Source organism: Lyngbya aestuarii BL J, assembly GCF_000478195.2.
Taxonomy (GTDB): Bacteria; Cyanobacteriota; Cyanobacteriia; order Cyanobacteriales; family Microcoleaceae; genus Capilliphycus; species Capilliphycus aestuarii.
Window position 1 is genome coordinate 61,503 of record NZ_AUZM01000017.1, and the last position, 23,577, is coordinate 85,079.

Genomic DNA, 23,577 nt, shown 5'->3' on the forward strand with positions numbered 1-23,577 from the left:
ACAAACGTAGGCTAGAGTTAGAGTCATACATACTCTTACACCATTCACCTGATTAATCAGGAAATACTCAGTAAAAACTTTTCTGGTTTTCGCAGTTGATTACGGTGGGTCAAAAAATATAGCAATAATCCTGAATCGCTCAACAGTCAAGAGAAAAGAACACTTAACTTCAGGATGCAGAAATTAGCATTTTAAAGGTAATAAAAATCTCTGAAGCCGATAGCAGTGCGTTGAGGTTTCCCAACTTTGAGCCACTGTTGTTCAGTATTAATCTCTTGAAAAAATAGAAAATCTAATGGATTCACAAGTGCCTCAATTGCCTGAAACTGGGAGTGACGAACCGATTTTTGTCCTACCTCCTTACAAAGTTGAACGGGTTCTGATTGCAGCGGCAGAAATTACCGACTGGGGATTAGAAATGTTTGCTATCCCCAATTTATGGAAACAAACCAAAGGTAAAGGGATTAAGGTAGCGGTTCTCGATACTGGAGTTGCTCTGAGACATCCAGAACTTGTTGATGCTGTCGAAAATGCTCGCGACTTCACCAATAGTCCTTCTGGGCCGAGTGATGTAGACGGACATGGAACTCACGTTGCGGGAATTATCGCCGCTCGTGAAAATCGAGGCGGAGTGGTTGGTGTGGCACCGGAAGCAAAACTGTTAGTGGGTAAAGTCTTAGGTGATAATGGCTATGGAACCGCCGGGCAGCTTGTCAAAGGAATTCGTTGGGCAATTGATCAAAAAGCTGATATTCTTTCGATGAGTTTGGGAAGTCCTCTCCCGAGTGATGAAATGCACGAGGCGATTAAAGCCGCAGTTGAAGCGGGTATTTTTGTGATTTGTGCGGCAGGGAATAGCGGCCCAAATCTAGATACAGTAGACTATCCAGGGATTTATCCGGAAACGATATCAGTCGGAGCGATTGATCGAACTCGTCGCATTACTCAGTATTCTTCTCGGGGTAAAGCGGTTGATATTGTCGCACCGGGAGATAATATTCTTTCAACTTATCCGCCCAGAGGTGTGGCGGTTTTGAGTGGAACCTCGATGGCGACGCCGTTTGTGAGTGGAGTGGTGGCGTTGATGGTGGCGAAACATCGGAGTTTTGGCGGTAAAACTGCGGTGAAAACTCAAGCGGATTTAATCGAACATTTGCGGAAAACGGCGACTGATGCAGGAATGCCGGGATTTGATCCTTATTATGGGTTTGGGTTGATTAATCCTGAAGCGTTGTTGTTATCTAATTTGGATCATACATTACAAACCATTGCTAAGGAAGAATTAACCAGCAAATACATTGAGAAATTGAAACAGTTCACACAAAATTATACAAATAATCTTGGAAATTCTCAAGATTTTCGATGAAGTGATTCCTTTTCTGAGGAATATTGATGCAAAAACCCGGTATCTTTGGGAAACTGGGTTTTTATTTTTCACAACTGTATTTTACAATTCTGGATTGAGTAGATAAAAACTCGGTTCAGAATTTTGACTGGGAAGAATATCCCGAATATTTTTCACCCCCAAACGTTGACAGAGTTTGGAAAAAGCCTGTAAACTTTCTAGTCTTGCTGATAGTTCGCTCAACGTGTCTAAATATTCGGCGATCGCAATTTGTTGATACGTCCATTTTTGATCGAGTTGGGAAGCGTGAAACATCTCAAACTCGACCTCTGCTTCTTGTTGTCGCTCTTTTATTTTATTCGCGGATAATCCACAATCAACGGAAGAAATTTGAGCGATGCGTTCAACTCGCTCTCGACTAATATGGGGATGAAAACGGGACGCACCAAACCGATAAGCGGTTGAGAATTGCGAACGTTCATCAACTAATAATTTATCCGCCCATTGAATAGCTACTTGTTTAAACCGGGGAGCTTCTAATGTTAGCAATTGTTCCGCATCATTAATCAGTCCAGTTTCTAACAGAAGATTGGCTTCAACCGCAGTCGCAACCGCCCAACCTTGTACCGCAATATCGGCTTTTAAAATCGTTTCTGCGTCCAACTCCGGTAGAGTTTGCACGGCTTGGTTAGACAGAATCATTCTAACTTTGGAAGCCACTTTTAGGGTGTCTTGTACGGGAGAATCAGGAAAACGATTGCGGTTGAGAAGTTCTGCTTGTAAAGCCGCTATCTCTTTGAGAATAATCGTTTGATGAAGTTCCGCGATCGCATTTCCCAAACGTTTTTGTTCTTCGGTGTTGTATTCGACTAATAAACACAGATAAACTAGCTGGTTGCTCATCTGATTTAAGCGGTTTTCTATGCGATCAAAGCCTGCTTCTACGAGTTTATGCAGAGTATCTAATGAAGCTTGAATTTGGTGGAGTTTAAAACCCATATAGATGAATCCCGCCACACTCACACCCAGATTTAGAACAGTTGCTCCCGCAGAAATTTGAGTGAGTTTTAAGACAGAAGCCAAGTTTTCTTCAACTTTATTAAACTTAGACAGAGTTTTTATTAAGCCGGGGGGTTCGACGAGATGGCGAACAATTTGACCCGTATCGGTTTCTCGGATAACTCCCCCAAATCGTTTGAGAGAACCATCGATTAAACCTTGTATAATCACCGGATCATCAACTAAAAAAGTTGTATCAATTAACACGAAAATCTCCTATTTATCGAGTGTAAAGAAAGGGTAATTGATCGTCATAATTAAATAGGCGATCTGATACTGTAACCCCTTGTGAAATATAGGGTAATTTTTCAAAAGCATCACTTCGATCAATGGAAGTGACATTTTGAGTAAATCCTTTTTCGTAATTAGATAAACTAATTAACAAGAAGTATACATCATACTCAGATGTATCTAATACTTTCGATTTTGTTAGAAAATCAGGAGTAATATTCAACTTGAGAAGATCAGATTCTCCTCCCATCCATAAAGCTTGTGTAGCTCGGTACAAAGGCGAACAGTCATCAGGTTTAATCTTTCGATTTTCTTTTATAGATTGGATGACTTTTTCTTGTTTAGCACTCACTACCAGCACTAGAAAATAATTTGGGTGTCCACTTTGATGATTGGTTTTGCTTCTTAGGTTTGTATCGGGATAAGAATTGACAGTCTTCTGTTCTTTATTTTTCTCTACTTGTTGATACAAAATACAAAGACCACCAAAAAGTAACAAAAACAAAAGTTCCATGTTTGGAAAATTCCTATTTACAAGGTGAATGGTTTTCCGTGAAAAAAATACACTTCTACTGATTTTAAGTAAAAGTCTTATGAAGTACGAGATTCATTCTCTAAATTTTGACGAATCTCTAGTACAGAATCTTTACCCAGTGTAATTTCATCCCAACGCTTAACTTCTGCTTCAAAGTCACGTTGAATAATCTCTAATTGTTCCTGAAGTGAGCGATTGACAAAATTGATAGTATCTTTAATTGACTGCTCAAACTCATAATCAACCTCTTTGAGATGATTAATCATCCAATCACGAAGAATATCCCATAACTTTTCCTTTTCATCTGCGATACCTGCTGACCACTGACGAGCCATATTATCAGTATCAGGAAGTTCAAGTTTTTGGTATTCAACTTGTTCAATTTTATCTTTCCAGACCGTTCTGGTTTTTGTTTTCTTATTAAAACAGCCTCCAGTAGTATAATGTTCTTCTACCGCTTGTTTACCGACAACCTCTTTGTTTTTCTTCTGGCTTTGTTTAATATTTACAGAGAAATTAAACAAATTTTCAGATCATGTCGGTGGTGTTTGAGATATCCGATTTTTAAACTCAGCAATAATTGCTTCATCAAGTTTAAATTCGGGTAATTCTTGACAACATAAATCGCACAGTTCATTTACTTTTTGATTGACTAATGACTGCAAGGCATCTTCAAGCTGTTTCGCTTGGGCTTGTAGCATAAATTCAGCCCGAACAGATAACGCTTCTCGCATCGCAAAATAGAGGCTACGAACCGCACGTTCAGCGTGTTCTAGTTCTCGGAGTCCTTCGGTATCGCTTTGACGAACCTCTTTAATCCAAGAACCTGATGAGTGAGTAAAATCTTTGCATTTTCGACTGACTAAATCGTATGCTTTGGTAATATTGCGTGCGTATGTTGGCGCAATAACTTCGTTGAGTTTTTCTTCTAGTTCATAGGTTCCCAGGTTATTTTTAAGCGCATTCCGAACAGTAGCAATCAGATTAATAGTTAAATCAGCTTCAATTTCACGAAAAGCATCAATGAGGATTTGAAACCCCTCTAACCCTTCTTGTTTAGCCTTTTTAGCCGCTTGAATTCGAGACTTAGGTGTGTTCTTTTTTAGAAGTTCTACTTTCTCCTCAATTCCATTATGAAATTCTCGACAAAAACGCTCAATTTCCTTAGACAAACGTTGACGACTGGCTTCGATTTTAGCTTGCTCTTTCTTGATTTCTTCCTGACTTTCTATTTTTCGTGTCTCGGCTAAAAGATTGATACTTGCTGTTAACGCATCGCAACTAGCGAAAACTTCAAATAAAGCAGGTAAAATCACCAACTCCGAAAAAGACTCTTGTAAACGAACTCGTAGACGATCCCAAAGCTGTTTTCCTCCACTCCATTGGTAAGCATAGCGGAGAACTTTTCGCAGAGTTTCATCATCAATATTTTCTCCGTCTTCTACTTGGTCTTCCAAGTCCCGAAACCAACCTCGCAAGTTTTTATCTTTACCAACATATTGTTTTATTGTTCCCGCACAATCTAGAAACATTGCTTTCAACAATTCCAGGCGAGTTTGTTGATCAACCAAAGATTTAGATTTTAGTGATCCTGGCCCCCAAGCACATTGAGCGTAGTACAAAAGTCGAGCATTAAAAGGCAAAATATCCGGTAAAACTTCCAGAGAAAGCGTCTCTTTAATTTCTGACTGTAGCTTACTAATGCGTTCTTCTAAAGGTACATCATCAGACCCTCGCTGATCGACTCGATTGAGAATAAAAATCATGGAATCCGTTCGACCTTGCAAGTATTTAACAACTTGTTTCAGTTCTTCTAACAATCGCTTTCTGTGATCATCATCGACTTGCATATAGTCAAGCGCAACCAGACAAAAGGCTTTATTCACTTGAGATTGAATCACAGCCAGATTGTCCGCATCTTGAACGGATTTCAGTCCCGGTAAATCTATTAATTCAACGCCAATTCCAGCAGGTAAACCGAGTAAACTTTGTTCTAATGCAGGGAAAAGGGAGCCAACTGCTGTGACTTGAGGAGCAATACAGATTTTTTGCTTTTGTCTAATTTGGTGATAATCAGTCATCACACTGCGAATTTTATTATATAAATCTTCATCGGTTAATCCTTCCCATTCGCCTGTCTCCCAAGTTGCGCCTTCGGTGGCTTCAACAATTAATTTCCGCTGATTACCATGGCGAAGTGTTAACACTCCTGCGCTCATTTCTCCGGCTTCAATGGGAGCGATTCGACATCCGATGAGTGCGTTAACAACAGTTGATTTTCCTGAAGATGTTGTCCCAATTGTGGCGATAGATAAATTTGGGGGGTCGAGTCTTCGTAATGCTTCTTGATGGGCTTGACGGAATTTTTCAAGTTGTGATTGAATTGTTTTATCTGCAAAAGCATCCGGGTACTTTTGAACAAGGTTTTCAATCCCTTGACCTAACTCTTTTAGGTTTTTCTGAGTGTTCTCAAGTTTCGCTGTAATATCTAACATTCTTGTCTCATTTTGGGGTAATTTTTCAAAGAGTTCTGCTTCTCTAGTTTCTGAAGGTTTTGTACCTTTGTTGAATACAGATTCTATATGTTGACTCGCCCCTTCCTTGACATCATTTAATGTCTCAAGATGAGGTTCGACGGACTCTTTAACAAAATCTGAAGCTTGTCGAGAAGCACTTTCAACTGACTTACCGAGTTCTTCTAGTTGTTGTTGAGCGAGTTTTTGAGCTTGCTTCAGCGTTTCTTGGAAATCTGGAAAAACCATTCAGTTTTTGTCCCATGAATAAATAAAAAGTTTGAACAATTCCTCAAGCTTGGACAATTGGAATGAGTGAATTGTTATCTCTAAGTTCAAGATTAACCTTAAAAGTTTTGGATAGCCCAGAGCGTAATTACCGAACTTTGCAAATATTTTGATGTGCAAAAAAATGGAGGCTTTATCAGTAAAAATACGGTTTATTTTTTTAGGTTTTATATTTCAATTTTTATTAATATATCTAGAGCAATTTCAAATCTGATTTGACCTGATAACTTAAAAAAACAGTAACTCCCTTTTTGATCCCCCCTAGCCCCCCTTTTTAAGGGGGGAATCAGAATAAAGAAATAAAAATTCCCCTTTTTTAAGGGGGATTTAGGGGGATATTTTAAAGAAGATTTAGGGGGATAAAGTCCCCCTTTTACCCCAATGTTGGGGGATTTAGGGGGCAGGGAATTAATCCTCAGTTTTCAACCCGTTAAACTGTTGCTAAAACCGGAGTTTGGGTTGGAGTTGAATCTGCGGGAGTATCAGTACAGTAAACTTCACAAGAATTATTCGGACTTTCAATTAGTCGAACTTTGTGCAATTTCGCTCCCAATTCCTGAACGGGATTTTGCAGCAAATCTCGAATATACACCGCAATATTTTCGGCTGTCGGTACCACTTTGGCAAAGTGAGCGATATCTTTATTTAAGAAGGTGTGATCGAAAGGTTCAACGACATAATCATCAATCACCTGTTGTAAAGCCGCCAAATCCACAATCATCCCGGTGCGGGGGTCAATTTCACCTTTAACGCTGACTTCGAGGTGATAGTTGTGGCCGTGGCCGTTGGGACGGGCGCATTTGCCGTAGATTTCGCAATTGTCCTCAAAGCTGAGGTCGGGGTGAGCGAGTCTGTGAGCGGCGCTAAAATGAGTGCTGACAGTTAAATGAGCTTCCATGCTGTTTCCTTGGTAATCGGCCCAAAGTTTGGGGTGTTCAAAGACTTGAATGTTGGTCAGGGGGAGATGGGGTGCTAAACGTTGCCAAATGACTTGTGCTAAGTATTCGGTGGTGGGTAGGGTTTGCTGAAATTCTGGCCAAGCGTCGTTGAGGAAAGAAAAGTCCAGTTGACTGGTGACTTCAGCCTTGATAACGTGTTTGACATCGGAGAGGTTCAGTACCATCCCATATTCGTCTAGTTGTCCCACCATTGAGATGTAGAGGACGTAATTGTGTCCATGACCAGGGGCGCGAGCCGTTGGCCCAAATCGTTCAAAGTTCTCAGTTTCGCTCAATTCGGGCAACCAATACCGATGACTGGCTGAAAACTCTGCCCGACGAGTGATAACGCATTCCATAAAATGCACACCAACATCTGTTGTTAAGTTCTGTAAACTAATTTAAGCTTTTTTTTAGATTATTTCAATCCCCACTAGATTTCAGAGTCTCATTTTGAGATGAAGTTAGGAGGATTGCAATCCTGAAAACTAATGAATCAGAATGACTTTATTTTTATTATAAAACATTCTTCATTTCCTGTTTGATTTCTCTCCGCAAACCCGCAGCGATTCTAAAGAATTCATGCCCGGTGTGTAAGCAGGAATCATCATAATTGACGGTAAAGTATTCGAGTTCTTCTAGTCCATCACTGACATGATTGAGACAGTAATAAAGATGAGCCGCAACACTTGCAACATTCGCCGGATTTGGTGTTGAACGAAAGCGATTTTGAGCTTGGGCTAAAACATCTCGACAGGTTTCAATATAGATTTGAAAATCTTCCATCAGTTCATCATCAAAGGGATCAGCCGAGAGTTTATCCACCTCACTTTTAAAAGGTTTAAGTATACGGTCAAGGTAGCGGTTAATGGGTTTATAAACTTGATTGAGCCATTCTTCAAGTTGAGTATCGACGGCTCTTGCGGTTTGACGTCGCCTGCGGGTTTGAGCGGTTGAAGTTGTTGTGGTGTTTGAGGTGTAAGGGCGGGATTTTGTGTGACGCTGTTGGTCATAGGATTGGCGGCGCTGAGGATCGCTTAAGACTTCGTAGGCTGCATTAATCCGAATAATGCGTTCATGGTTAGCAGTTTCGTGGTGACTATCGGGATGAAATAATTTTGCTAAACGACGATAAGCTTGTTTGATTTCTGATTGAGTCGCGGTTGGTTTGATTTCTAAGGTTTGGTAATGATTAGTGGTTGAGGTAACCATGAAAATTTTGCTCCAGATTCAACAGTTCATGCTATAATGAGCCACTAACATTTTATCGATTAGATGAACTGTTAATCGCCCACTGTTTATTTTAACGATTCATCCGAGAAACTGAGTTGATCTGAATCTGAAATTATTTCTTTTGAAGTTAGCCCTCTGGTATTGGAAGTGAGTTAATATTAATCTCTTGTACAAACAAAATTTCCAAAGAATGAACTTAAGTTTTGAATTATAACCCGAGATCAAACCGTCGCAAAGTCGAGTATTTTTCCCTAAAATTACTATTAATACCGATTCAATCAAAACGAAAATGCCAGAAAAAGTTTAAATGTAATACATGAGATTGGTTTGTCGCTGGGTCTCTAACTTTTCACCCAAATCCTTCAAAGTATATTTCTGTAAAATCGAGTTAGCCATTTGATGAGCTTCTTCCCAGACTTCATCGACAATCAGACTTTCGAGGCTTTTGTGATGTCGATTCCGATTGGGGCTTGAATTTGAGCCTTCCAGACAAACAACTACATCAAATAGGGTTATTTTCCAAGGTTCTTTAGCAAGCAAATACCCTCCCTTTGCTCCCCGTTGACTCCGAACGATACCACTCCGTTTGAGAGTAGCCAGTAGCTGTTCGAGATAGCGCTCTGGTATCTGATGCTGACGAGCAATCTGACGAATTTGACGTGGCTCACCGTGAGGATAGTGAGCGGTTAACTCTAGCAACGCTAGAATTGCGTATTGACTCTTACAGGACAATTCCACCAAATTAGGATGTAATACGATTCCATTTAGTTTCTAGTATACTCCGGTTTTCTCATCGGGTTTATGGGTTTTTGTAAACTTGATTTTTATTTCAAGTTTGAGACGCGAATACCCATCTTGCCGATCACAAGGTAAAACAGAGATAGGGAAGTCTGTCAAAAATTGCTAGACAGTCCTGATCGTACACTGTTGTATCTAGAAAACCCTCTCATCTGTTCAGTCGAGTGAAACCCCACCGAAAAAAATAGGTTTGGTTATTCTAAACCTGATGCTTGGGTAAACTTTGCTGAAAGGAGAGAAACAACAAACATGAAATCCTCAATTGCTATGACTCAAGAACTTGAAAAGACAAAAAAACTCGCTCAAAAAAATACCAGAGCCACAGCATTTCTAACATTTTTTATGCCGTTACTCGGTTATATTTATACCGGACGTTATCAAGCGATGTTGATGAGTTTGGGTCTGTTTATTGGAGTGACAGGTGTTTGTGTGGCTGGAGATCTTGAACTTGATGAAACGGAAGATTTAACTCTAGCTTTACAATTTATTTATGGGGTGGGGACTGCTGTTGAAAATTCTCGGGCTGTTAGTCAAGCGAAAAAACGTTTACAAGAGCCAAAATTTCCAGCGATTAATCCTGAACACCAAAAGATTCAATTACTGAGATTAGCCAAAGCTCAAGGAGAAGTTACTTTAGCAGATTGTGTGCTAGAAATTAATTGTTCGGCTCCCGAAGTTCGCTTGCTCTTAGAAGAATTACAACGGGAAGATTTAATGATTGTGGATAACCGAGAACCCGATGGTGCTGTGGTTTATCGGATTATTTCATCAGCGGGTTAAAATCATCTTAAAAAAGCATCTAATAACTTTCTTTTGATTTGAGTATTTTGATGTTACTCGGACTATTCTATAGCTTTAGGTTGAACTTAAGATTTGCTCCCCAAGTCGGATGGATTTTGGGGAACTGAATATTAGGTCAATCGATGTAGTCAACTCACAAAATGCCAGAAAGACTTCACCGTAAAGCTTGAGTCCAATCAGATCCGGTTAATTTTTCAAAAACTTGGGGAAAAATACAGCTCCAAGACCATTGTATGAGACGCTAGTATCAGTTGTTTTTGGTTAACTATTCATGCCTGCGGTCACTCTCAAACAGCAACAATATCAAACCTACATTCTGTCTGATGAAACAATTTCTGCGGAAGTTTCCGTCGTTCCAGAACGTGGGGGAATTATCACAGACTGGCGTATCGGTGAACATCAAATCTTTTATTTAGATACCGAACGTTTTACTGATCCCTCGTTGTCGGTGCGGGGTGGCATTCCTTTATTATTCCCCATTTGTGGTAATTTACCCAATGATACTTACACACTCAATGGAAAAACTTATCAACTTAAGCAACATGGTTTTGCTCGTAATTTACCTTGGGAAGTCACCGAACAATCTACAGAAAAAGGGGCAAGTCTCACCGTAACTCTCAAGAGTAATGATCAAACTCGTGCGGTTTATCCGTTTGATTTTGAGTTGAATTTTATTTACACACTGCGAGGTAATACTCTAGAATTACGTTATCGTCACACCAATTTGTCTCAGGAATCTATGCCGTTTTCAACAGGTATTCATCCTTATTTTACAGTTGCAAACAAACAGCAATTAGTTTTTGATTTACCTTCAACTCAGTTTCAAGCCAAAGATGATGAGACGATTCAAACTTTTTCAGGACAGTTTGATTTTGAACAAGATGAAATTGATGTGGCATTTTTTAATTTATCTAAATCCTCTGCGGTAGTCAATGATTTGAGTCGTAAATTAAAGCTGACCTTTGAGTGGGATAATCGTTACTCAACTCTTGTTTTCTGGACGGTTAAAGGCAAAGAGTTTTATTGTCTAGAACCCTGGAGTTCTCCTCGTAATGCACTTAATACAGGTAAATCTCTGATGAGTGCTAAACCCGGAGAAACGATAGAAACGTTTGTCAAAATTAGTGCAGATCTCGGTTAGAGTTTAAGGTTAGTCACTGGAGTTACTCTTAACTTATTGTATAAAAATTCCCCAGATTAATTAATCGTTAATATTGGGGAATTATAACTAATATTTAAGAAAATTAATTAAAATTTAGCTATTATATTGAATTAGGTTTTAAAATGAGTAATGGATCTAAAGTTTTGATTCGACAGTCTATCAAACTAAGTTTAACCTTATGGGTTTACTTTGTGCTGTTACTAGAGACTGGGAGAGCAGAGTTTAGCAAGACAAACTCACCCTCATTACAACAGCCAGAAACACAGCAGTTTTTGAACGAATCAGAAAAACCTTCACAGCAGCAGACAATTCCATCTCAGCTACAAGCTATTCAAAAATTAGAAGAAACACTATCAAAATCACGAACTCTAGCTGATCAATCTCAAGTCGCATCAATCTTGCTGAAACTCGGTAAACTTTATCAAGAACTCGGAGCAACAACACCTGCATTACAATACTATAACGAAGCGTTAACCCTATATCAAGAAATAAAAAACCCTCTCCAAGAAGCCTATATTCTCAGCCAAATAGGAAGTGTTTATGTCGCCTACTTAGGACAATTAGATGAAGAACAACTCTTTGCATTTAATCACGATTTATTGATCAATTCTCGGCAGTCAAAATTATTGCTCGATCAAAGCTATAGCGATCCGGAAAAAGCGAAAGAACTTTATAACCAATCTCTAGCAATTTACCAGAAAATTAATAACTCTCCTAACTCTAAGATTGATACCTTTGCTGCACGTCAAGGAGAAGCAACTGTTCTCAATACTATGGCTCTCAATGACTATTTGAATAATGGTGAAGAAGATAAAGTTAAATTACTTAAACAATCTTTGGCAATTTATCAGGAAATCGGTGATCAAAAAGGGGAAGCTCTTGTTCTCAGTAATTTAAGTGAATTAAACCTGATTGAGTACAGAAATGATCAAACGGGGTGGGATTTATTTGATCAAGCTATGACAATTTATCAGGCAATCGCTAAGTCTCCTAATCGTGAGAATTTCGCTGCACGTCAAGCCGAAGCTAACCTCTTAAATATTGCCGCTCAATATTGGGGGTTAGACAATCAACAAAAAGCATTAGAATATCATTATCAGTCTTTAGAAATTTACCGAAAAATTGGAGATTTAAAGGGAGAAGCGACTACCCTCAGTCTCATCGGTGATTACTATTTTTCATTAGGAGATCAACAAAAAGAATTAGAGTTTTACAACCAAGCCTTGATCATTTATCAAAAACTGGGTGATCGTGTTAAAGAAGCGAATATTCTTGATCGCTTAGGGTTAATCTATTCTCAATTAGGAGATGTACAACAAGCATTAGAATACCACAATCAAGAATTAGAGACTCTCAAAGATATTAGTCAATTTTATACCCAACTAAAAGATCCAGAAACAGCCTTAATATTTGATTATCGTCAGCCAATCATTCTATTCACCATTGGAAAGCTTTATTCTCAAATAGAAGATGATCCCAATGAAGTAGAGGCTTATAATCAAGCACAAACAATTTATCAAAAATGGGAAGATGACGAAGGAGAAGCAGCTTTTCTTCTGGCGATCGCTGAATACTACGGAAAGCAAGAAAAGCAGGAACAAATGATAGAGTTTTTAAATTCTGCTGTGACTGTTTATCAAAAAACTGGCAACCGTATTCAAGAAGCAAATCTCTTGCGTGATCGGATTGCGGGGATCTATTTCTATAGCTTGAAAGATTGGGAAAAAGGATTTGATACTCTTGATAAAGCACTAAAAATTTACCAAAAAGTTGGCGATCGCACCGAAGTTGCAAAAACATTAAATAAGATTGGATACTTCTATCTTAATGTTTTAGAGGATCAAGAAAAAGCATTACAATTTTATACTAAAGTTATTCCAATTTATCAGGAACTAAATGATCTTAGTCAAGAAGTATATACGCTCAGAATCATTGGTAAAATATACTACGAACTTGGCAACAAACAGAAAGCATTAGAAGTCTTTAATCAGGCTGTAAAAGTTTACAAAGAAAGAGGTGATACTGAACAAACTGTAAAAATTATTATTGAGATTGCTGAAGATTACACAAAATTGAAAGACCAAGAAAAAGCTCTAGAATTCTACAATCAAGCCATCCCGATTTCTCAACAGTTAAAAGATTACGAAAAAGAAGCATCAATTTTGAGAACAATAGGCGAGCTATACTATGAATTAGAAAACCCAAATCAAGCAGTAGAAACCTTTCAGCAAGCACGAATAGCTTATCAAAAAAATAATTATCGCTCAGGAGAAGCCTGGACAATCTATGAAATTGGTAAAGCCTACACCACATTAGGGGACTTGAAAAAAGCTTTAGATTCCTATCAGCAAGCCCTACCGATTTATGATCAAGAAACTGATGCGCCTTTTCGAGAAGAACGAACTCTTGATATGTTGATTAGAATCAGCCGTATTTACGCTTACTTGGGAGAGTCAGAAACAGCTTTAGAATACTGCAACCAATCCCTAAATAATGCTCAAAATTTCCCCCAATCAAAAATTGTCAGACGCTCAGAAATGTTTCGAGAAATTGGTAAGCTTTGTTATCAAATTGGAAATACAGAAAAGGCATTAGAATCTTTTAATCAATATTGGACTATTTATCAAAAATTAGGACTAGATCGAGAGGTAACGGCTCTGATGCGTATTGGTCAAGATTACGCTGAATTAGGAGATCAAAAACAAGCATTATACTTTTTTGATCAAGCGAGAAAAGTTTATCAAAAAAGCGGCTTTTCTGAAGGAGAAATAGAGACTCTAAGCTGGATGGGTAAAATCTATTCTCGGGCGGGAAATGATCAAAAAGCGTTAGAGTCTTTCAATCAAGGTTTGAGAATTGCTCAGAATATTGAGAATTTGAGTAAAGAAGCTTCTATACTGAGTGAAATTGGTGATAGCTACTCTGAATTAGGAGATGAAGAAAAAGCATTAGAATTTTATAACAAAGCTCTCATAATTTACCAAAAACTCGGAAACTTTAAACAACAAACAGATCTCCTCAACAAAATTGGTGAACTTTATCAGCAACTTGGAAATTCAGAAAAAGCATTAGAATTTTACCAGCAAGCCCTGACAATTTCCCCAGATAATAACTCTTGGACTCAAGTAAAAATCTCCAGAAATATTGCTCAAGTCTACTCTCAACTTGGAAATTCAGAAAAAGCATTAGAATTTTATCAGCAAGCCCTAAATTATAATCAACGCTCTAGTTCATACCTTTATACAGATATTGCTAAAGTTTATTCCGATTTAGATCAACCCCAAAAAGCATTAGAGTTTTTCAATAAATCTCTAGAATTACTGAATAACAAATATCCCGATGCTGAAGCAGAAAATCGATTTGGAATTGCTAGGGTTGAACGAAAACAGAGTAATTTAGACACTGCTTTCACTCAAATTAAAACAGCAATTTCCTTAATTGAAAAAACACGAGCTAGCAAAAATTCTCTAGAAGAACGTCTGACCTTTTTTGCCTCAAAACAGGACTATTATGAGTTCTATATTGATTTATTAATGGAACTCCATCAACAAGATCCCTCAAAAGGATACAATGCCCAAGCATTCAATATTAGCGAACGTTCTAAAGCCAGAAACCTCCTCGAACTTCTAGCCTCAGCTAACACCGATATTCGTAAAGGTGTTGATCCAGAATTAGTTATCCAAGAACGAAGTTTACAACAACAATTGGATGCAGTGGAACGACGACGAGTCAAAATTTACAGCAGTGAAAATGACACCCTAGAACAAAAAACTGCCATTGAACAAGAACGACAATATCTTCTCCGTAAATATCAACAAGTCCAAACTAAAATCCGTGAAAAAAGCCCGAGTTATGCTGATCTGACTCAACCTCAACCCCTGACTTTAGAGCAAATTCAACAACAAATTTTGGATGATGAAACTCTGCTATTGCAATATGCTCTCGGTGAGAAACGCAGTTTTCTTTGGGCTATCACTAAAAATAGTATGACGAGCTATGAACTTCCCTCTAAAGCATTAATTGAACAAGCAGTGAGAGATTTTTTTCGTAGCACAATTATCAATAAAAGTCGTTCTCCAGTAAACTTATCTCAAGATTCTGAATCTCTTTATGAGATGATTTTGGCTCCAGTTGCTTCTCAATTAAATCATCAACGTTTGGCAATTGTTAGTGATGGAATTTTACATTATCTTCCCTTTTCTACTCTTTCCTTACCCACAACTTCATCAGAAAAAGAGTATTTACCTTTAGTTGTTAATCACGAAATTGTTAACCTTCCCTCAGCATCGACTTTAAGTATTTTACGCCGAGAAGCCGAACACCGAAAACTTGCTTCTAAAACAATTGCGATTGTTGCTGATCCTGTTTTTAGTTCTGAGGATGAACGCTTAAAAACTCCAGCTTTAAACCCTGAGAGTTGGGAACAATATAATCTTAATCGTTCCGCCAGACAATTAGATATTGGAGTTTGGCAACGACTCCCCGGAACTCGGATTGAAGCTGAAGCAATTCTCGCCCTAATACCGGAGTCTGAGAGTATCCATGCCTTTGATTTTGCGGCTAATCGTTCCACCGCCATTAGTTCCCAATTGAGTCAATATAAAATTATCCATTTTGCAACTCACGGATTATTAAACAGCGTCAATCCTGAACTTTCTGGGATTGTTTTGTCGATGGTTGATCAACAAGGAAATCCCCAGAATGGTTTTTTACGTTTGCATGATATTTTTAACCTTAATTTTTCCGCAGATTTAGTTGTGTTGAGTGCTTGTAAAACAGGATTAGGTAAACAAGTTCGAGGAGAAGGATTAGTGGGATTAACTCAAGGATTTATGTATGCAGGAACACCCCGAGTCTTAGTCAGTTTGTGGGATGTCGATGATCAAGCAACTGCCGAAATGATGAGTAGATTTTATCGGTTGATGCTTGAAAAGAAACTCTCGGCAACGGCAGCTTTAAGAACCGCGCAACTAGAGATGCAAACCGAGACTCAGTGGAAATCTCCTTACTATTGGGCTGCTTTTACTTTGCAAGGTGAGTGGCGCGAAAAAATCGATCACCCGAAATTGTCTTCACAGAAATACTAGATTGATTTTAGATGAAATTTAAAAAATAATCTCACAAAATGTCATAGCCAAGAAGCAAAGGTTTTTTCCGATCTACCGATGACGATCTGTAGCAAATATTTAAGGATTTCATATCCGCCCCGATCTGCGGTAAGCTAGAGTTCAAATCGAGATGGTCAGATTTATGCGATCGCGAATCTTTCCCCGTGTTTTACTTGCAGGTTTAATTAGTCTTGTCACTTGGTTCTGGACTCTCCCGGCTTTTGCTTTGATTCCTGTGGAAATTTCTGATCTGGGTTTCAAAGACTGTCCACCTGAATTATCAGAAGGGATGATTTCTAGTTTTTCTTCCCAAGGGGCAAACTGTTATATTATCGTCGGAAAAGCCAAAAATACTTCAGGAAAATATGTTGTGGATGCTGATGTATTTGGTCGGATCTACGATGCAAATGGTAATCGAGTCATGCAAAACAGAACTCGCCTCGGAAGTATTAGTGAAGTTCCTCCGGGTGTTACTGATTTTGAGTTGAGAGTTTCTTTTCCGACAAACCTTAAGCCCCCGTTTAGCTTAGAACAATTTAAAGCTTCTGGGTTTACAGGTCGAATTGGTCGTTAGTTGACTCAAATTAACTTTCCGGTTGGGTTGCGAATTCTACGAACCCAACCCGATTTTTTTCGACTAAACGAAACTGTACAAAATTCCGGGGATAATTCCAGCCACAATTTGCAAGAGGAAAATAGCAATAATTGCTGAAAAGTCAATTCCGCCCAAGGGGGGAATAATTGAACGAAAAAGATTTAAGTAAGGATCAGTTAACTGACTTAAAACAGAGAAAAACGGGTTACTCCAATCAACATTGGGAAACCAGCTTAACAAGATTCTAATGAAGATTAGAACCATATAAATTTGTAAAAACTGAGCTATCGTATTAGCCAGTAGTAGTATTGGGGAACTCATAGAATTTTATTGAATTTCTACTCAACGTTAAAAGTTATCCGAACATAGATATCTTATCACATCTGAGGTGTGATTAGGTTTGATGAAATTGCGGCCAAACGTCCGACTCAAACGTCTTCTCGCAGCGATTCGGAATTTTCGGGGGTAACGCCGTTAACACTTCCCAACTGTTGACGAACATCATCTATAGCCTGATTGAGTTGAGCAATTTTATCCTCAAGACTCAAACGAGCCATTTCCATATTCTCAGCATCCGGTTGATTGGATTTATTTTTGGCTTTTTTTGGCTCCATCAACTGATTGTTCAAGTTCTCACCAGACATTCGTGAGGTGAGGACAACCCCCAAAACTCCACCAATCAAGCTCCCCAAAGTCGCTCCAATCATCAATCCACTGGTAAACCCTTCTCGATTGCTCATATCAACTTTTCTGTTTTCAATACCCTAATTTTACCGTTGTCAGGGACAACTCTCAGAACTTAAGTTCCAAAGGTGCGATCGCCAGCATCCCCTAATCCGGGTACAATAAACCCGTTCTCATTCACCGTTTCATCAATAATCGCCGTATACACCTTCAGCTGAGGATAAGCGACACTCAACCGTTGTAACGCCGGAGGAGACGCCACAATCGAAACAATTCGGGTGAACTCTGGATTAACTCCCCGTTGTGTCAATTCTTCCATAGTAGCCATGATGGTTCCGCCTGTCGCCAACATCGGTTCACTGATCAAGACGCGGGTTTGAGGATCAAAATGAGGAGGCAGTTTGTTCAGATAACAAGTTGATTCTAAAGTTTCCTCGTTGCGTACCATCCCTAAATGATAAACCGAAGTGATCGGTACAACACTCTGAATGCCTTCCATTAACGCTAATCCCGCTCGTAAAATCGGAATCACCGCCAGAGGAACTTGAGGATTCACATAAGTCGCTGGACATTCCGCTAAAGGCGTTTGCACCGTTGTTTCTAGCGTCGGTAGCCAGTCTCGTACTGCTTCATAGGTGAGCCATCGCCCTAATTCTGTCATCGCAGATCGAAAAATTGCAGAGGGGGTACTGACATCACGAGCCACTGAAAGCCAGTGCTTAACCAACGGATGGGGGGGAACATAAACGCGCAGTTGCAAAGCCATAAGCCGATTGATGTCTGCTGAAAATCCTCAATTATCATAACTCGTTCGCGAAGTGTTCTAATACAGTTGGGAAAATTCTCCTAATTATTTGACAATAATTTTCAATAAGGTTATATTAAATTTTAGTGTTCTCCTCTCAAAGGATCGGTAAACGGGGCGGCGGTGTTCAGACCGCTCCCGTTTTTGTCTATATTTAAAGGTCAGGGGCGGGCGTATGACCCACTCTACGGGACAACCGAAAAGAACAGATAATCCTGAATCCCGGTAGTGATCGAATCGCGATACTCCCCTCAAACCACTTGAGGCGTTACACTGTGAGAGTCAGAAGATCCTGAAGAGAGTAAACTTCATGCCTGTTTCTAGCCGTCAGCCGTCTATTGGTGTAAATCCGGTATCCACTTCACCCGTATTTGATGTGATTGTCATTGGTTCTGGGATTGGAGGACTGGTGACAGCAACCCAGTTAGCCGCTAAAGGTGCTAACGTCCTCGTTCTCGAAAGTTATATTATTCCCGGTGGAAGTTCGGGCTACTTTGAACGCCAAGGATATCGCTTTGATGTGGGTGCGTCGATGATCTTTGGTTTTGGAGACGAAGGCACGACCAACCTACTAACCCGTGCTTTAGAAGCCGTCAACGTTAACCTCGAAACTATTCCCGATCCGGTGCAGATCCATTATCATCTCCCAGAAGACAGTGAAGTTAAAGTTCATCGAGATTATGAGAAGTTTTTGCAAGAACTGATTGAAAAGTTTCCCCATGAACAACGAGGGATTCGTAAATTTTATGATGAATGTAGGAAAGTCTTCAACTACCTCAACTCAATGGAGTTACTTTCTTTAGAAGAACCCCGTTATTTAATGCGGATGTTTTTCCAAAATCCGGGTGCTTGTCTGGGTTTAGCGCAATATTTACCTCAAAATGCAGGTGAAGTTGCACGGCGTTATATTAGCGATCCACAGCTATTAAAGTTTATAGATATTGAATGCTATTGCTGGTCAGTTGTTCCGGCTGATTTCACTCCGATGATTAATGCCGGGATGGTGTTTAGCGATCGCCATTATGGAGGCATAAACTATCCTAAAGGCGGAGTCGGTGAAATTGCCATTCAGTTAGCGGAAGGACTAGAAAAAGCCGGAGGTCAAATTCACTACAAGGCTAGAGTTAAACAAATTTTAATTGAAAACGGTAAAGCTGTGGGAGTTGAGTTAACCAACGGTGACGTCTATCGCGCTAAACGAGTGGTTTCCAATGCAACCCGTTGGGATACTTTTGGTAAGTTAGTTCCTGCTCAACACACGCCGAAACCGGAAATTAAATGGCGAAAGCGGTATAAAAAATCACCAAGTTTCCTCAACTTGCATTTAGGGGTTGAGGCTTCTGTCTTTCCCCCTGGAACCGAATGTCATCATGTGATTGTCGAAGACTGGAGTCAAATGGAAGAACCATTTGGGACAATCTTTGTTTCTATTCCTACCCTGCTTGATCCTAGTCTTGCCCCCGAAGGCTATCACATTATGCACACCTTTACCCCCACTTGGATCGACGAATGGCAAGGATTATCTGAAACCGAATACGAACGAAAAAAAGAAGAAGCCGCCGGACGGATAATAGACCGTTTGGAACAGTTCTTTCCCGGTTTAGATGCGGGACTAGACTACATGGAAATCGGAACTGCGCGATCGCATCGTCGTTTCCTCAACCGAGAAGATGGTACCTATGGCCCGATTCCTCAGCGTCAACTCCGGGGGTTGTTAGGAATGCCGTTTAATCGCACTGCTATTCCCGGTTTATACTGTGTGGGAGACAGTACCTTTCCCGGTCAAGGGTTAAACGCTGTTGCCTTTTCGGGGTTTGCTTGCGCTCATCGCATTGCAGTCGATCTCGGCTTTTAACAGGTTTAAAAAGGGAGGTCTGGAGGTCGGTATATTTTGACTTCTGACCTCACAACTTTTATCTTGTGGAGCATTATTTTTTCGATTTCAAATGAGAGGTTTAGATTAAAAAATATCTGGGTTTAAGCACAAGTTGAGAGTGCAAAATTGGGGCGGCAATCTTTGGCCCCGACAAGTTTATAAACACGGATAAGAATTTCACCCACTCAATTCTAACGGACAAACATGAGACTGTTGTTGCAGCCATTGTTGTCCGACTTGTTGTAACGCCTCGATCACGGGTTGAAGTTCTTGGCCCTTTTCAGTGAGAGAATATTCAACTCTCGGCGGAATCTCTGGATATACAGTGCGTTTAACCAAACCGTATTGTTCGAGTTGTCGCAGTCGAATCGTTAAAGTTTTCGTACTAATTCCGGGTAACGCCTCAACGAGTTGATGAGTTCGGCGACTTCCGCGAAATAGTTCTCTGAGAATCTGAAGTGACCACTTCCTCCCGACCCGATCCAAAATAAATTCAATCGGAGAGGTGATCTCTAGACACTGAGGGACATTCAGTAGTAAAGGCGTAGAATCGTTTGCTTTGAGCTTCATCAGACCATCCTCATAAACTTCATCTTTTTTAATAATAACCGAAAAATCCTTGTCCTCGCCATTTTTTTCGTTTTGTAACTATGAAGAAGGACTCAAGGATGATGGCAATTTGCTGAGAAAAGAATAGGATAAAAGTAGAGTCAATCAAAAACCGATTCAGACTCAACTCCCCTACAAGCCTTTCGTTAAAAAGACGTAACATTCGGCAAATAACCAGTAGGGATCAATGCTTTTTTATTTTAAAGACTTGTTTTAGCAAGAGTTAAAGGAACGGTAAACCCGTTTCAATTTTTAGCAAAACCCGCAAAAAACTCTACTCAAAGATAGAGGCTTTGCGGGAAACTATCTCTTTTACCTGGAGTGAATTTACTGATGTTAAAAACCATTACCCTACAAAAGATCTCCCCAGTCAAAGAACAAACCCTGGTGTTGTGGTTCGATCAAGTGGGAATGGCTGATGTCAAGTTTGTTGGCGGAAAAAATGCTTCTCTCGGCGAAATGATCCGTCAACTCACCCCCAAAGGTGTCAACGTTCCTCAAGGGTTTGCGATTACCGCCTACGCCTATCGTTACTTTTTGAAATCAGCAGGTTTAGAGGTAAAATTGCGTCAACTGTTGACCGATTTGGATGTCGATGATCTGCATAACCTCCGAACTCGCGCCGAACAAGCCAGAAATTTATTAATTAATACTCGATTTCCCGTAGACTTAGAAAGTGCGATCGCTCAAGCTTATTTAAAGTTATGCGATATCTACGGAACAAAGGTTGATGTTGCAGTGCGTTCGAGTGGAACGGCTGAAGATTTACCGGATGCGAGTTTTGCAGGACAGCAGGAAACTTACCTGAATATTCAAGGTTGTCAAGCGGTGATTGCTGCGACTCATCAATGCTTTGCTTCTCTGTTTACAGATCGGGCGATTTCTTATCGGACAATTAAAGGGTTTAATCATTTTGATGTGGCTTTGTCGGTGGGTGTTCAGAAGATGGTTCGTTCTGATTTGGCAACTTCTGGAGTGATGTTTTCTATTGATACAGAAACCGGATTTAAAAATGCTGCTTTAATTACAGCCGCTTACGGTTTAGGGGAAAATGTGGTGCAAGGTGCTGTTAATCCTGATGAATATTTAGTTTTTAAACCCACATTACATGAAGGTTTCCAACCCATTTTAGATAAACGTTTGGGAAGCAAAGCGATTAAAATGGTGTATGATAGTGAGGGAACAACTAAGAATATTAATGTTGATTTAGCCCAACAACAAAAATTTGCCCTTAATGATCATGAAATTCTACACTTAGCGAAGTGGGCGATGTTGATTGAAGATCATTATTCGCGAGTTCGGGGATGCTATTCGCCGATGGATATTGAATGGGCAAAAGATGGGATGAGTGGGGAATTATTTATTGTTCAAGCCCGTCCTGAAACGGTACAATCCCAAAAATCAACTCAGGTTCTTCAGCAATATAAACTACAAGAACAGGGTAAAGTATTATTGACTGGTCGGGCGGTTGGCGATCGTATTGGTCAAGGTCAAGTGCGGGTAATTCTTGATGTTAAAGACATCGATCAATTCCAAGCCGGAGATGTATTAGTGACCAATAAAACTGACCCAGATTGGGAACCGATTCTCAAAAAAGCCAGTGCAATTGTGACGAATTCAGGCGGAAGAACTTGTCATGCCGCGATTATTGCCCGAGAGTTAGGAATTCCTGCGGTTGTGGGTTGTGGCGATGCGACAACGGTTTTAAAAACAGGTCAAGTGGTTACAGTTTCTTGCGCCGAAGGAGAAGAAGGTCAAGTATATGAGAACTTAGTTCCTTTTGAAATAGAAGAAACGGTACTCGAAAATCTGCCAAAAACTCGTACTCAAATCTTGATGAATGTTGGCAATCCGGAAGTTGCATTTCGTTTAGCAGCGATGCCTTCTGATGGGGTAGGGTTGGCGCGTTTAGAGTTTATTATTGCCAATCATATTAAGGTTCATCCTTTAGCATTGATTCATTTTAATCAATTAACGGATGAAAAAGTAAAGCATCAAATTGAGCAGTTAACAGTTCAATACGATCATAAGCCTGATTATTTTGTCGATAAATTAGCCCATGGGATTAGTATGATTGCGGCTGCTTTTTATCCCCATCCTGTCATTGTACGCATGAGTGATCTCAAGAGTAATGAATATGCCAATTTGTTAGGGGGTCGTGAGTTTGAACCCACTGAAGAAAATCCGATGATTGGATGGCGAGGGGCATCTCGTTATACTGACCCGAAATATCGAGAAGCATTTGGGTTAGAGTGTCTAGCGATTCAGCGAGTTCGAGATGAAATGGGGTTGGCTAATGTGATTCCAATGATTCCATTTTGTCGCACTCCCGAGGAAGGACAACAAGTGTTAGCAGAGATGGCAAAATACGGCTTAGTTCGAGGCAAAAATGGGTTACAAGTTTATGTGATGTGTGAATTGCCGAGTAATGTTTTATTAGCGGATGAGTTTTGTCAGGTTTTTGATGGATTTTCGATTGGGTCAAATGATTTAACCCAGTTAACATTAGGTTTAGATCGAGATTCCGGTTTAGTGGCGCATCTATTTGATGAACGCAACCTTGCTGTTCGCCGCATGATTACAATGGCAATTGAAACGGTTAAACAGCAAGGACGTAAAATCGGAATTTGTGGCCAGGCGCCCAGCGATTATCCGGAGTTTGCTCAATTTTTAGTGAAATTAGGAATAGATTCGATCAGTTTGAATCCAGATTCAGTTGTGCCAATGATTCTCAATATTGCTGAAATGGAAGGATCGCTGTGATCGAATGATATAGTTTGGGTGGTGTAAGTCAAGTTCTAGAATTTGGGAGGAGTCCTAAGTTCTAGACGAGCTGAGACTGCGGAGGTTAGGGTATTACCGAAGCAGTCTTTTTTTTTGGGAATCAACAGAATTGTACATTTTTCAAGATAGACACAGACAATTGAGTATTGAATTCGGGAGATCAGCCTAAATTTGCTCGAAATGCTTAAATTTTTCTTAAAAAAATAATTTCAG

18 protein-coding genes are annotated in these 23,577 nt (G+C 39.8%); 7 read left to right on the plus strand and 11 right to left on the minus strand.

All coding sequences use genetic code 11. The features are described from left to right. Positions 1 to 295 precede the first annotated feature (295 nt). The gene (locus tag M595_RS09640; RefSeq protein WP_023065993.1) at positions 296 to 1,366 is read left to right on the plus strand and encodes a S8 family peptidase; all 1,071 of its coding nucleotides are present in this window, start codon (positions 296 to 298) and stop codon (positions 1,364 to 1,366) included. Between the two features lie 81 nt (positions 1,367 to 1,447). On the opposite strand, the gene M595_RS09645 is transcribed toward M595_RS09640, so the two are convergent. The 7 genes from M595_RS09645 to M595_RS09670 all read right to left on the minus strand — a co-directional run bounded on the left by M595_RS09645 (position 1,448) and on the right by M595_RS09670 (position 8,883). Continuing rightward, complete coding sequence (locus tag M595_RS09645) at positions 1,448 to 2,611, minus strand: hypothetical protein (protein ID WP_023065961.1); 1,164 nt, start codon at positions 2,609 to 2,611, stop codon at positions 1,448 to 1,450. A gap of 13 nt (positions 2,612 to 2,624) precedes the next feature. Continuing rightward, the gene (locus M595_RS09650; RefSeq protein WP_023066008.1) at positions 2,625 to 3,149 is read right to left on the minus strand and encodes a hypothetical protein; all 525 of its coding nucleotides are present in this window, start codon (positions 3,147 to 3,149) and stop codon (positions 2,625 to 2,627) included. A 77-nt stretch (positions 3,150 to 3,226) separates the two neighbouring features. Further along, positions 3,227 to 3,694 carry a hypothetical protein gene (locus M595_RS32255; protein WP_023065971.1) on the minus strand — a complete coding sequence of 156 codons (468 nt, stop codon included), beginning with the start codon at positions 3,692 to 3,694 and terminating at the stop codon, positions 3,227 to 3,229. 9 nt (positions 3,695 to 3,703) lie between these two features. After that, positions 3,704 to 5,932 carry a dynamin family protein gene (locus M595_RS09655; protein WP_023066015.1) on the minus strand — a complete coding sequence of 743 codons (2,229 nt, stop codon included), beginning with the start codon at positions 5,930 to 5,932 and terminating at the stop codon, positions 3,704 to 3,706. Positions 5,933 to 6,401: 469 nt separating this feature from the next. Next, positions 6,402 to 7,268 carry a 6-carboxytetrahydropterin synthase gene (locus tag M595_RS09660; RefSeq protein ID WP_023065994.1) on the minus strand — a complete coding sequence of 289 codons (867 nt, stop codon included), beginning with the start codon at positions 7,266 to 7,268 and terminating at the stop codon, positions 6,402 to 6,404. Between the two features lie 157 nt (positions 7,269 to 7,425). Continuing rightward, positions 7,426 to 8,121, minus strand: a complete 696-nt coding sequence (locus M595_RS09665; protein WP_023065953.1) for a J domain-containing protein — start codon at positions 8,119 to 8,121, stop codon at positions 7,426 to 7,428. A 324-nt stretch (positions 8,122 to 8,445) separates the two neighbouring features. Next, positions 8,446 to 8,883: an Rrf2 family transcriptional regulator gene (locus tag M595_RS09670; protein WP_040483861.1), complete on the minus strand. Its 438-nt coding sequence runs from the start codon at positions 8,881 to 8,883 to the stop codon at positions 8,446 to 8,448. Between the two features lie 324 nt (positions 8,884 to 9,207). Between M595_RS09670 and M595_RS09675 the strand changes: the two genes are divergently transcribed. From M595_RS09675 to M595_RS09690, 4 genes are all read left to right on the plus strand, one after another. Continuing rightward, positions 9,208 to 9,720, plus strand: coding sequence for a hypothetical protein (locus tag M595_RS09675; protein WP_152983552.1), 513 nt, complete (start codon positions 9,208 to 9,210; stop codon positions 9,718 to 9,720). A 292-nt stretch (positions 9,721 to 10,012) separates the two neighbouring features. Beyond that, entirely contained in the window at positions 10,013 to 10,882 is an 870-nt protein-coding gene (locus tag M595_RS09680; protein ID WP_023066003.1) for an aldose epimerase family protein, read from the plus strand. A gap of 143 nt (positions 10,883 to 11,025) precedes the next feature. Then, complete coding sequence (locus M595_RS09685; protein ID WP_023065966.1) at positions 11,026 to 15,990, plus strand: CHAT domain-containing tetratricopeptide repeat protein; 4,965 nt, start codon at positions 11,026 to 11,028, stop codon at positions 15,988 to 15,990. A 163-nt stretch (positions 15,991 to 16,153) separates the two neighbouring features. Next, positions 16,154 to 16,585, plus strand: a complete 432-nt coding sequence (locus M595_RS09690; protein WP_023065974.1) for a hypothetical protein — start codon at positions 16,154 to 16,156, stop codon at positions 16,583 to 16,585. A gap of 63 nt (positions 16,586 to 16,648) precedes the next feature. Here M595_RS09690 and M595_RS09695 read toward each other — a convergent pair whose 3' ends face one another. From M595_RS09695 to upp, 3 genes are all read right to left on the minus strand, one after another. After that, positions 16,649 to 16,927: a YggT family protein gene (locus M595_RS09695; protein ID WP_009786658.1), complete on the minus strand. Its 279-nt coding sequence runs from the start codon at positions 16,925 to 16,927 to the stop codon at positions 16,649 to 16,651. Positions 16,928 to 17,034: 107 nt separating this feature from the next. Continuing rightward, positions 17,035 to 17,346 (minus strand): ssl2009 family thylakoid membrane protein, encoded by a 312-nt coding sequence (locus M595_RS09700; RefSeq protein ID WP_023065959.1) that lies wholly within the window; start codon positions 17,344 to 17,346, stop codon positions 17,035 to 17,037. Between the two features lie 59 nt (positions 17,347 to 17,405). Continuing rightward, positions 17,406 to 18,056, minus strand: coding sequence for a uracil phosphoribosyltransferase (gene upp / locus M595_RS09705; protein WP_023066021.1), 651 nt, complete (start codon positions 18,054 to 18,056; stop codon positions 17,406 to 17,408). A gap of 349 nt (positions 18,057 to 18,405) precedes the next feature. Between upp and crtH the strand changes: the two genes are divergently transcribed. Further along, entirely contained in the window at positions 18,406 to 19,950 is a 1,545-nt protein-coding gene (crtH, locus tag M595_RS09710) for a carotenoid isomerase (RefSeq protein WP_023065958.1), read from the plus strand. Between the two features lie 198 nt (positions 19,951 to 20,148). On the opposite strand, the gene M595_RS09715 is transcribed toward crtH, so the two are convergent. Then, on the minus strand, positions 20,149 to 20,541 hold the full coding sequence (locus tag M595_RS09715) for a winged helix-turn-helix transcriptional regulator (protein ID WP_023065991.1): 393 nt from the start codon (positions 20,539 to 20,541) through the stop codon (positions 20,149 to 20,151). A gap of 372 nt (positions 20,542 to 20,913) precedes the next feature. Between M595_RS09715 and ppsA the strand changes: the two genes are divergently transcribed. Next, on the plus strand, positions 20,914 to 23,343 hold the full coding sequence (ppsA, locus tag M595_RS09720; protein ID WP_023065939.1) for a phosphoenolpyruvate synthase: 2,430 nt from the start codon (positions 20,914 to 20,916) through the stop codon (positions 23,341 to 23,343). The last annotated feature ends 234 nt before the right edge of the window (positions 23,344 to 23,577 follow it).

Excerpts from the sequence above, each read along its gene's own strand:
- M595_RS09700 (WP_023065959.1), bottom strand. The coding sequence starts at position 17,346 with ATGAGCAATCGAGAAGGGTTTACCAGTGGATTGATGATTGGAGCGACT.
- crtH (WP_023065958.1), top strand. The coding sequence starts at position 18,406 with ATGCCTGTTTCTAGCCGTCAGCCGTCTATTGGTGTAAATCCGGTATCC.
- M595_RS09675 (WP_152983552.1), top strand. The coding sequence starts at position 9,208 with ATGACTCAAGAACTTGAAAAGACAAAAAAACTCGCTCAAAAAAATACC.
- M595_RS09660 (WP_023065994.1), bottom strand. The coding sequence starts at position 7,268 with ATGGAATGCGTTATCACTCGTCGGGCAGAGTTTTCAGCCAGTCATCGG.
- M595_RS09715 (WP_023065991.1), bottom strand. The coding sequence starts at position 20,541 with ATGAAGCTCAAAGCAAACGATTCTACGCCTTTACTACTGAATGTCCCT.
- M595_RS09665 (WP_023065953.1), bottom strand. The coding sequence starts at position 8,121 with ATGGTTACCTCAACCACTAATCATTACCAAACCTTAGAAATCAAACCA.
- M595_RS09695 (WP_009786658.1), bottom strand. The coding sequence starts at position 16,927 with ATGAGTTCCCCAATACTACTACTGGCTAATACGATAGCTCAGTTTTTA.
- ppsA (WP_023065939.1), top strand. The coding sequence starts at position 20,914 with ATGTTAAAAACCATTACCCTACAAAAGATCTCCCCAGTCAAAGAACAA.
- M595_RS09690 (WP_023065974.1), top strand. The coding sequence starts at position 16,154 with ATGCGATCGCGAATCTTTCCCCGTGTTTTACTTGCAGGTTTAATTAGT.
- M595_RS09650 (WP_023066008.1), bottom strand. The coding sequence starts at position 3,149 with ATGGAACTTTTGTTTTTGTTACTTTTTGGTGGTCTTTGTATTTTGTAT.
- M595_RS09685 (WP_023065966.1), top strand. The coding sequence starts at position 11,026 with ATGAGTAATGGATCTAAAGTTTTGATTCGACAGTCTATCAAACTAAGT.
- upp (WP_023066021.1), bottom strand. The coding sequence starts at position 18,056 with ATGGCTTTGCAACTGCGCGTTTATGTTCCCCCCCATCCGTTGGTTAAG.
- M595_RS09655 (WP_023066015.1), bottom strand. The coding sequence starts at position 5,932 with ATGGTTTTTCCAGATTTCCAAGAAACGCTGAAGCAAGCTCAAAAACTC.
- M595_RS09680 (WP_023066003.1), top strand. The coding sequence starts at position 10,013 with ATGCCTGCGGTCACTCTCAAACAGCAACAATATCAAACCTACATTCTG.
- M595_RS09640 (WP_023065993.1), top strand. The coding sequence starts at position 296 with ATGGATTCACAAGTGCCTCAATTGCCTGAAACTGGGAGTGACGAACCG.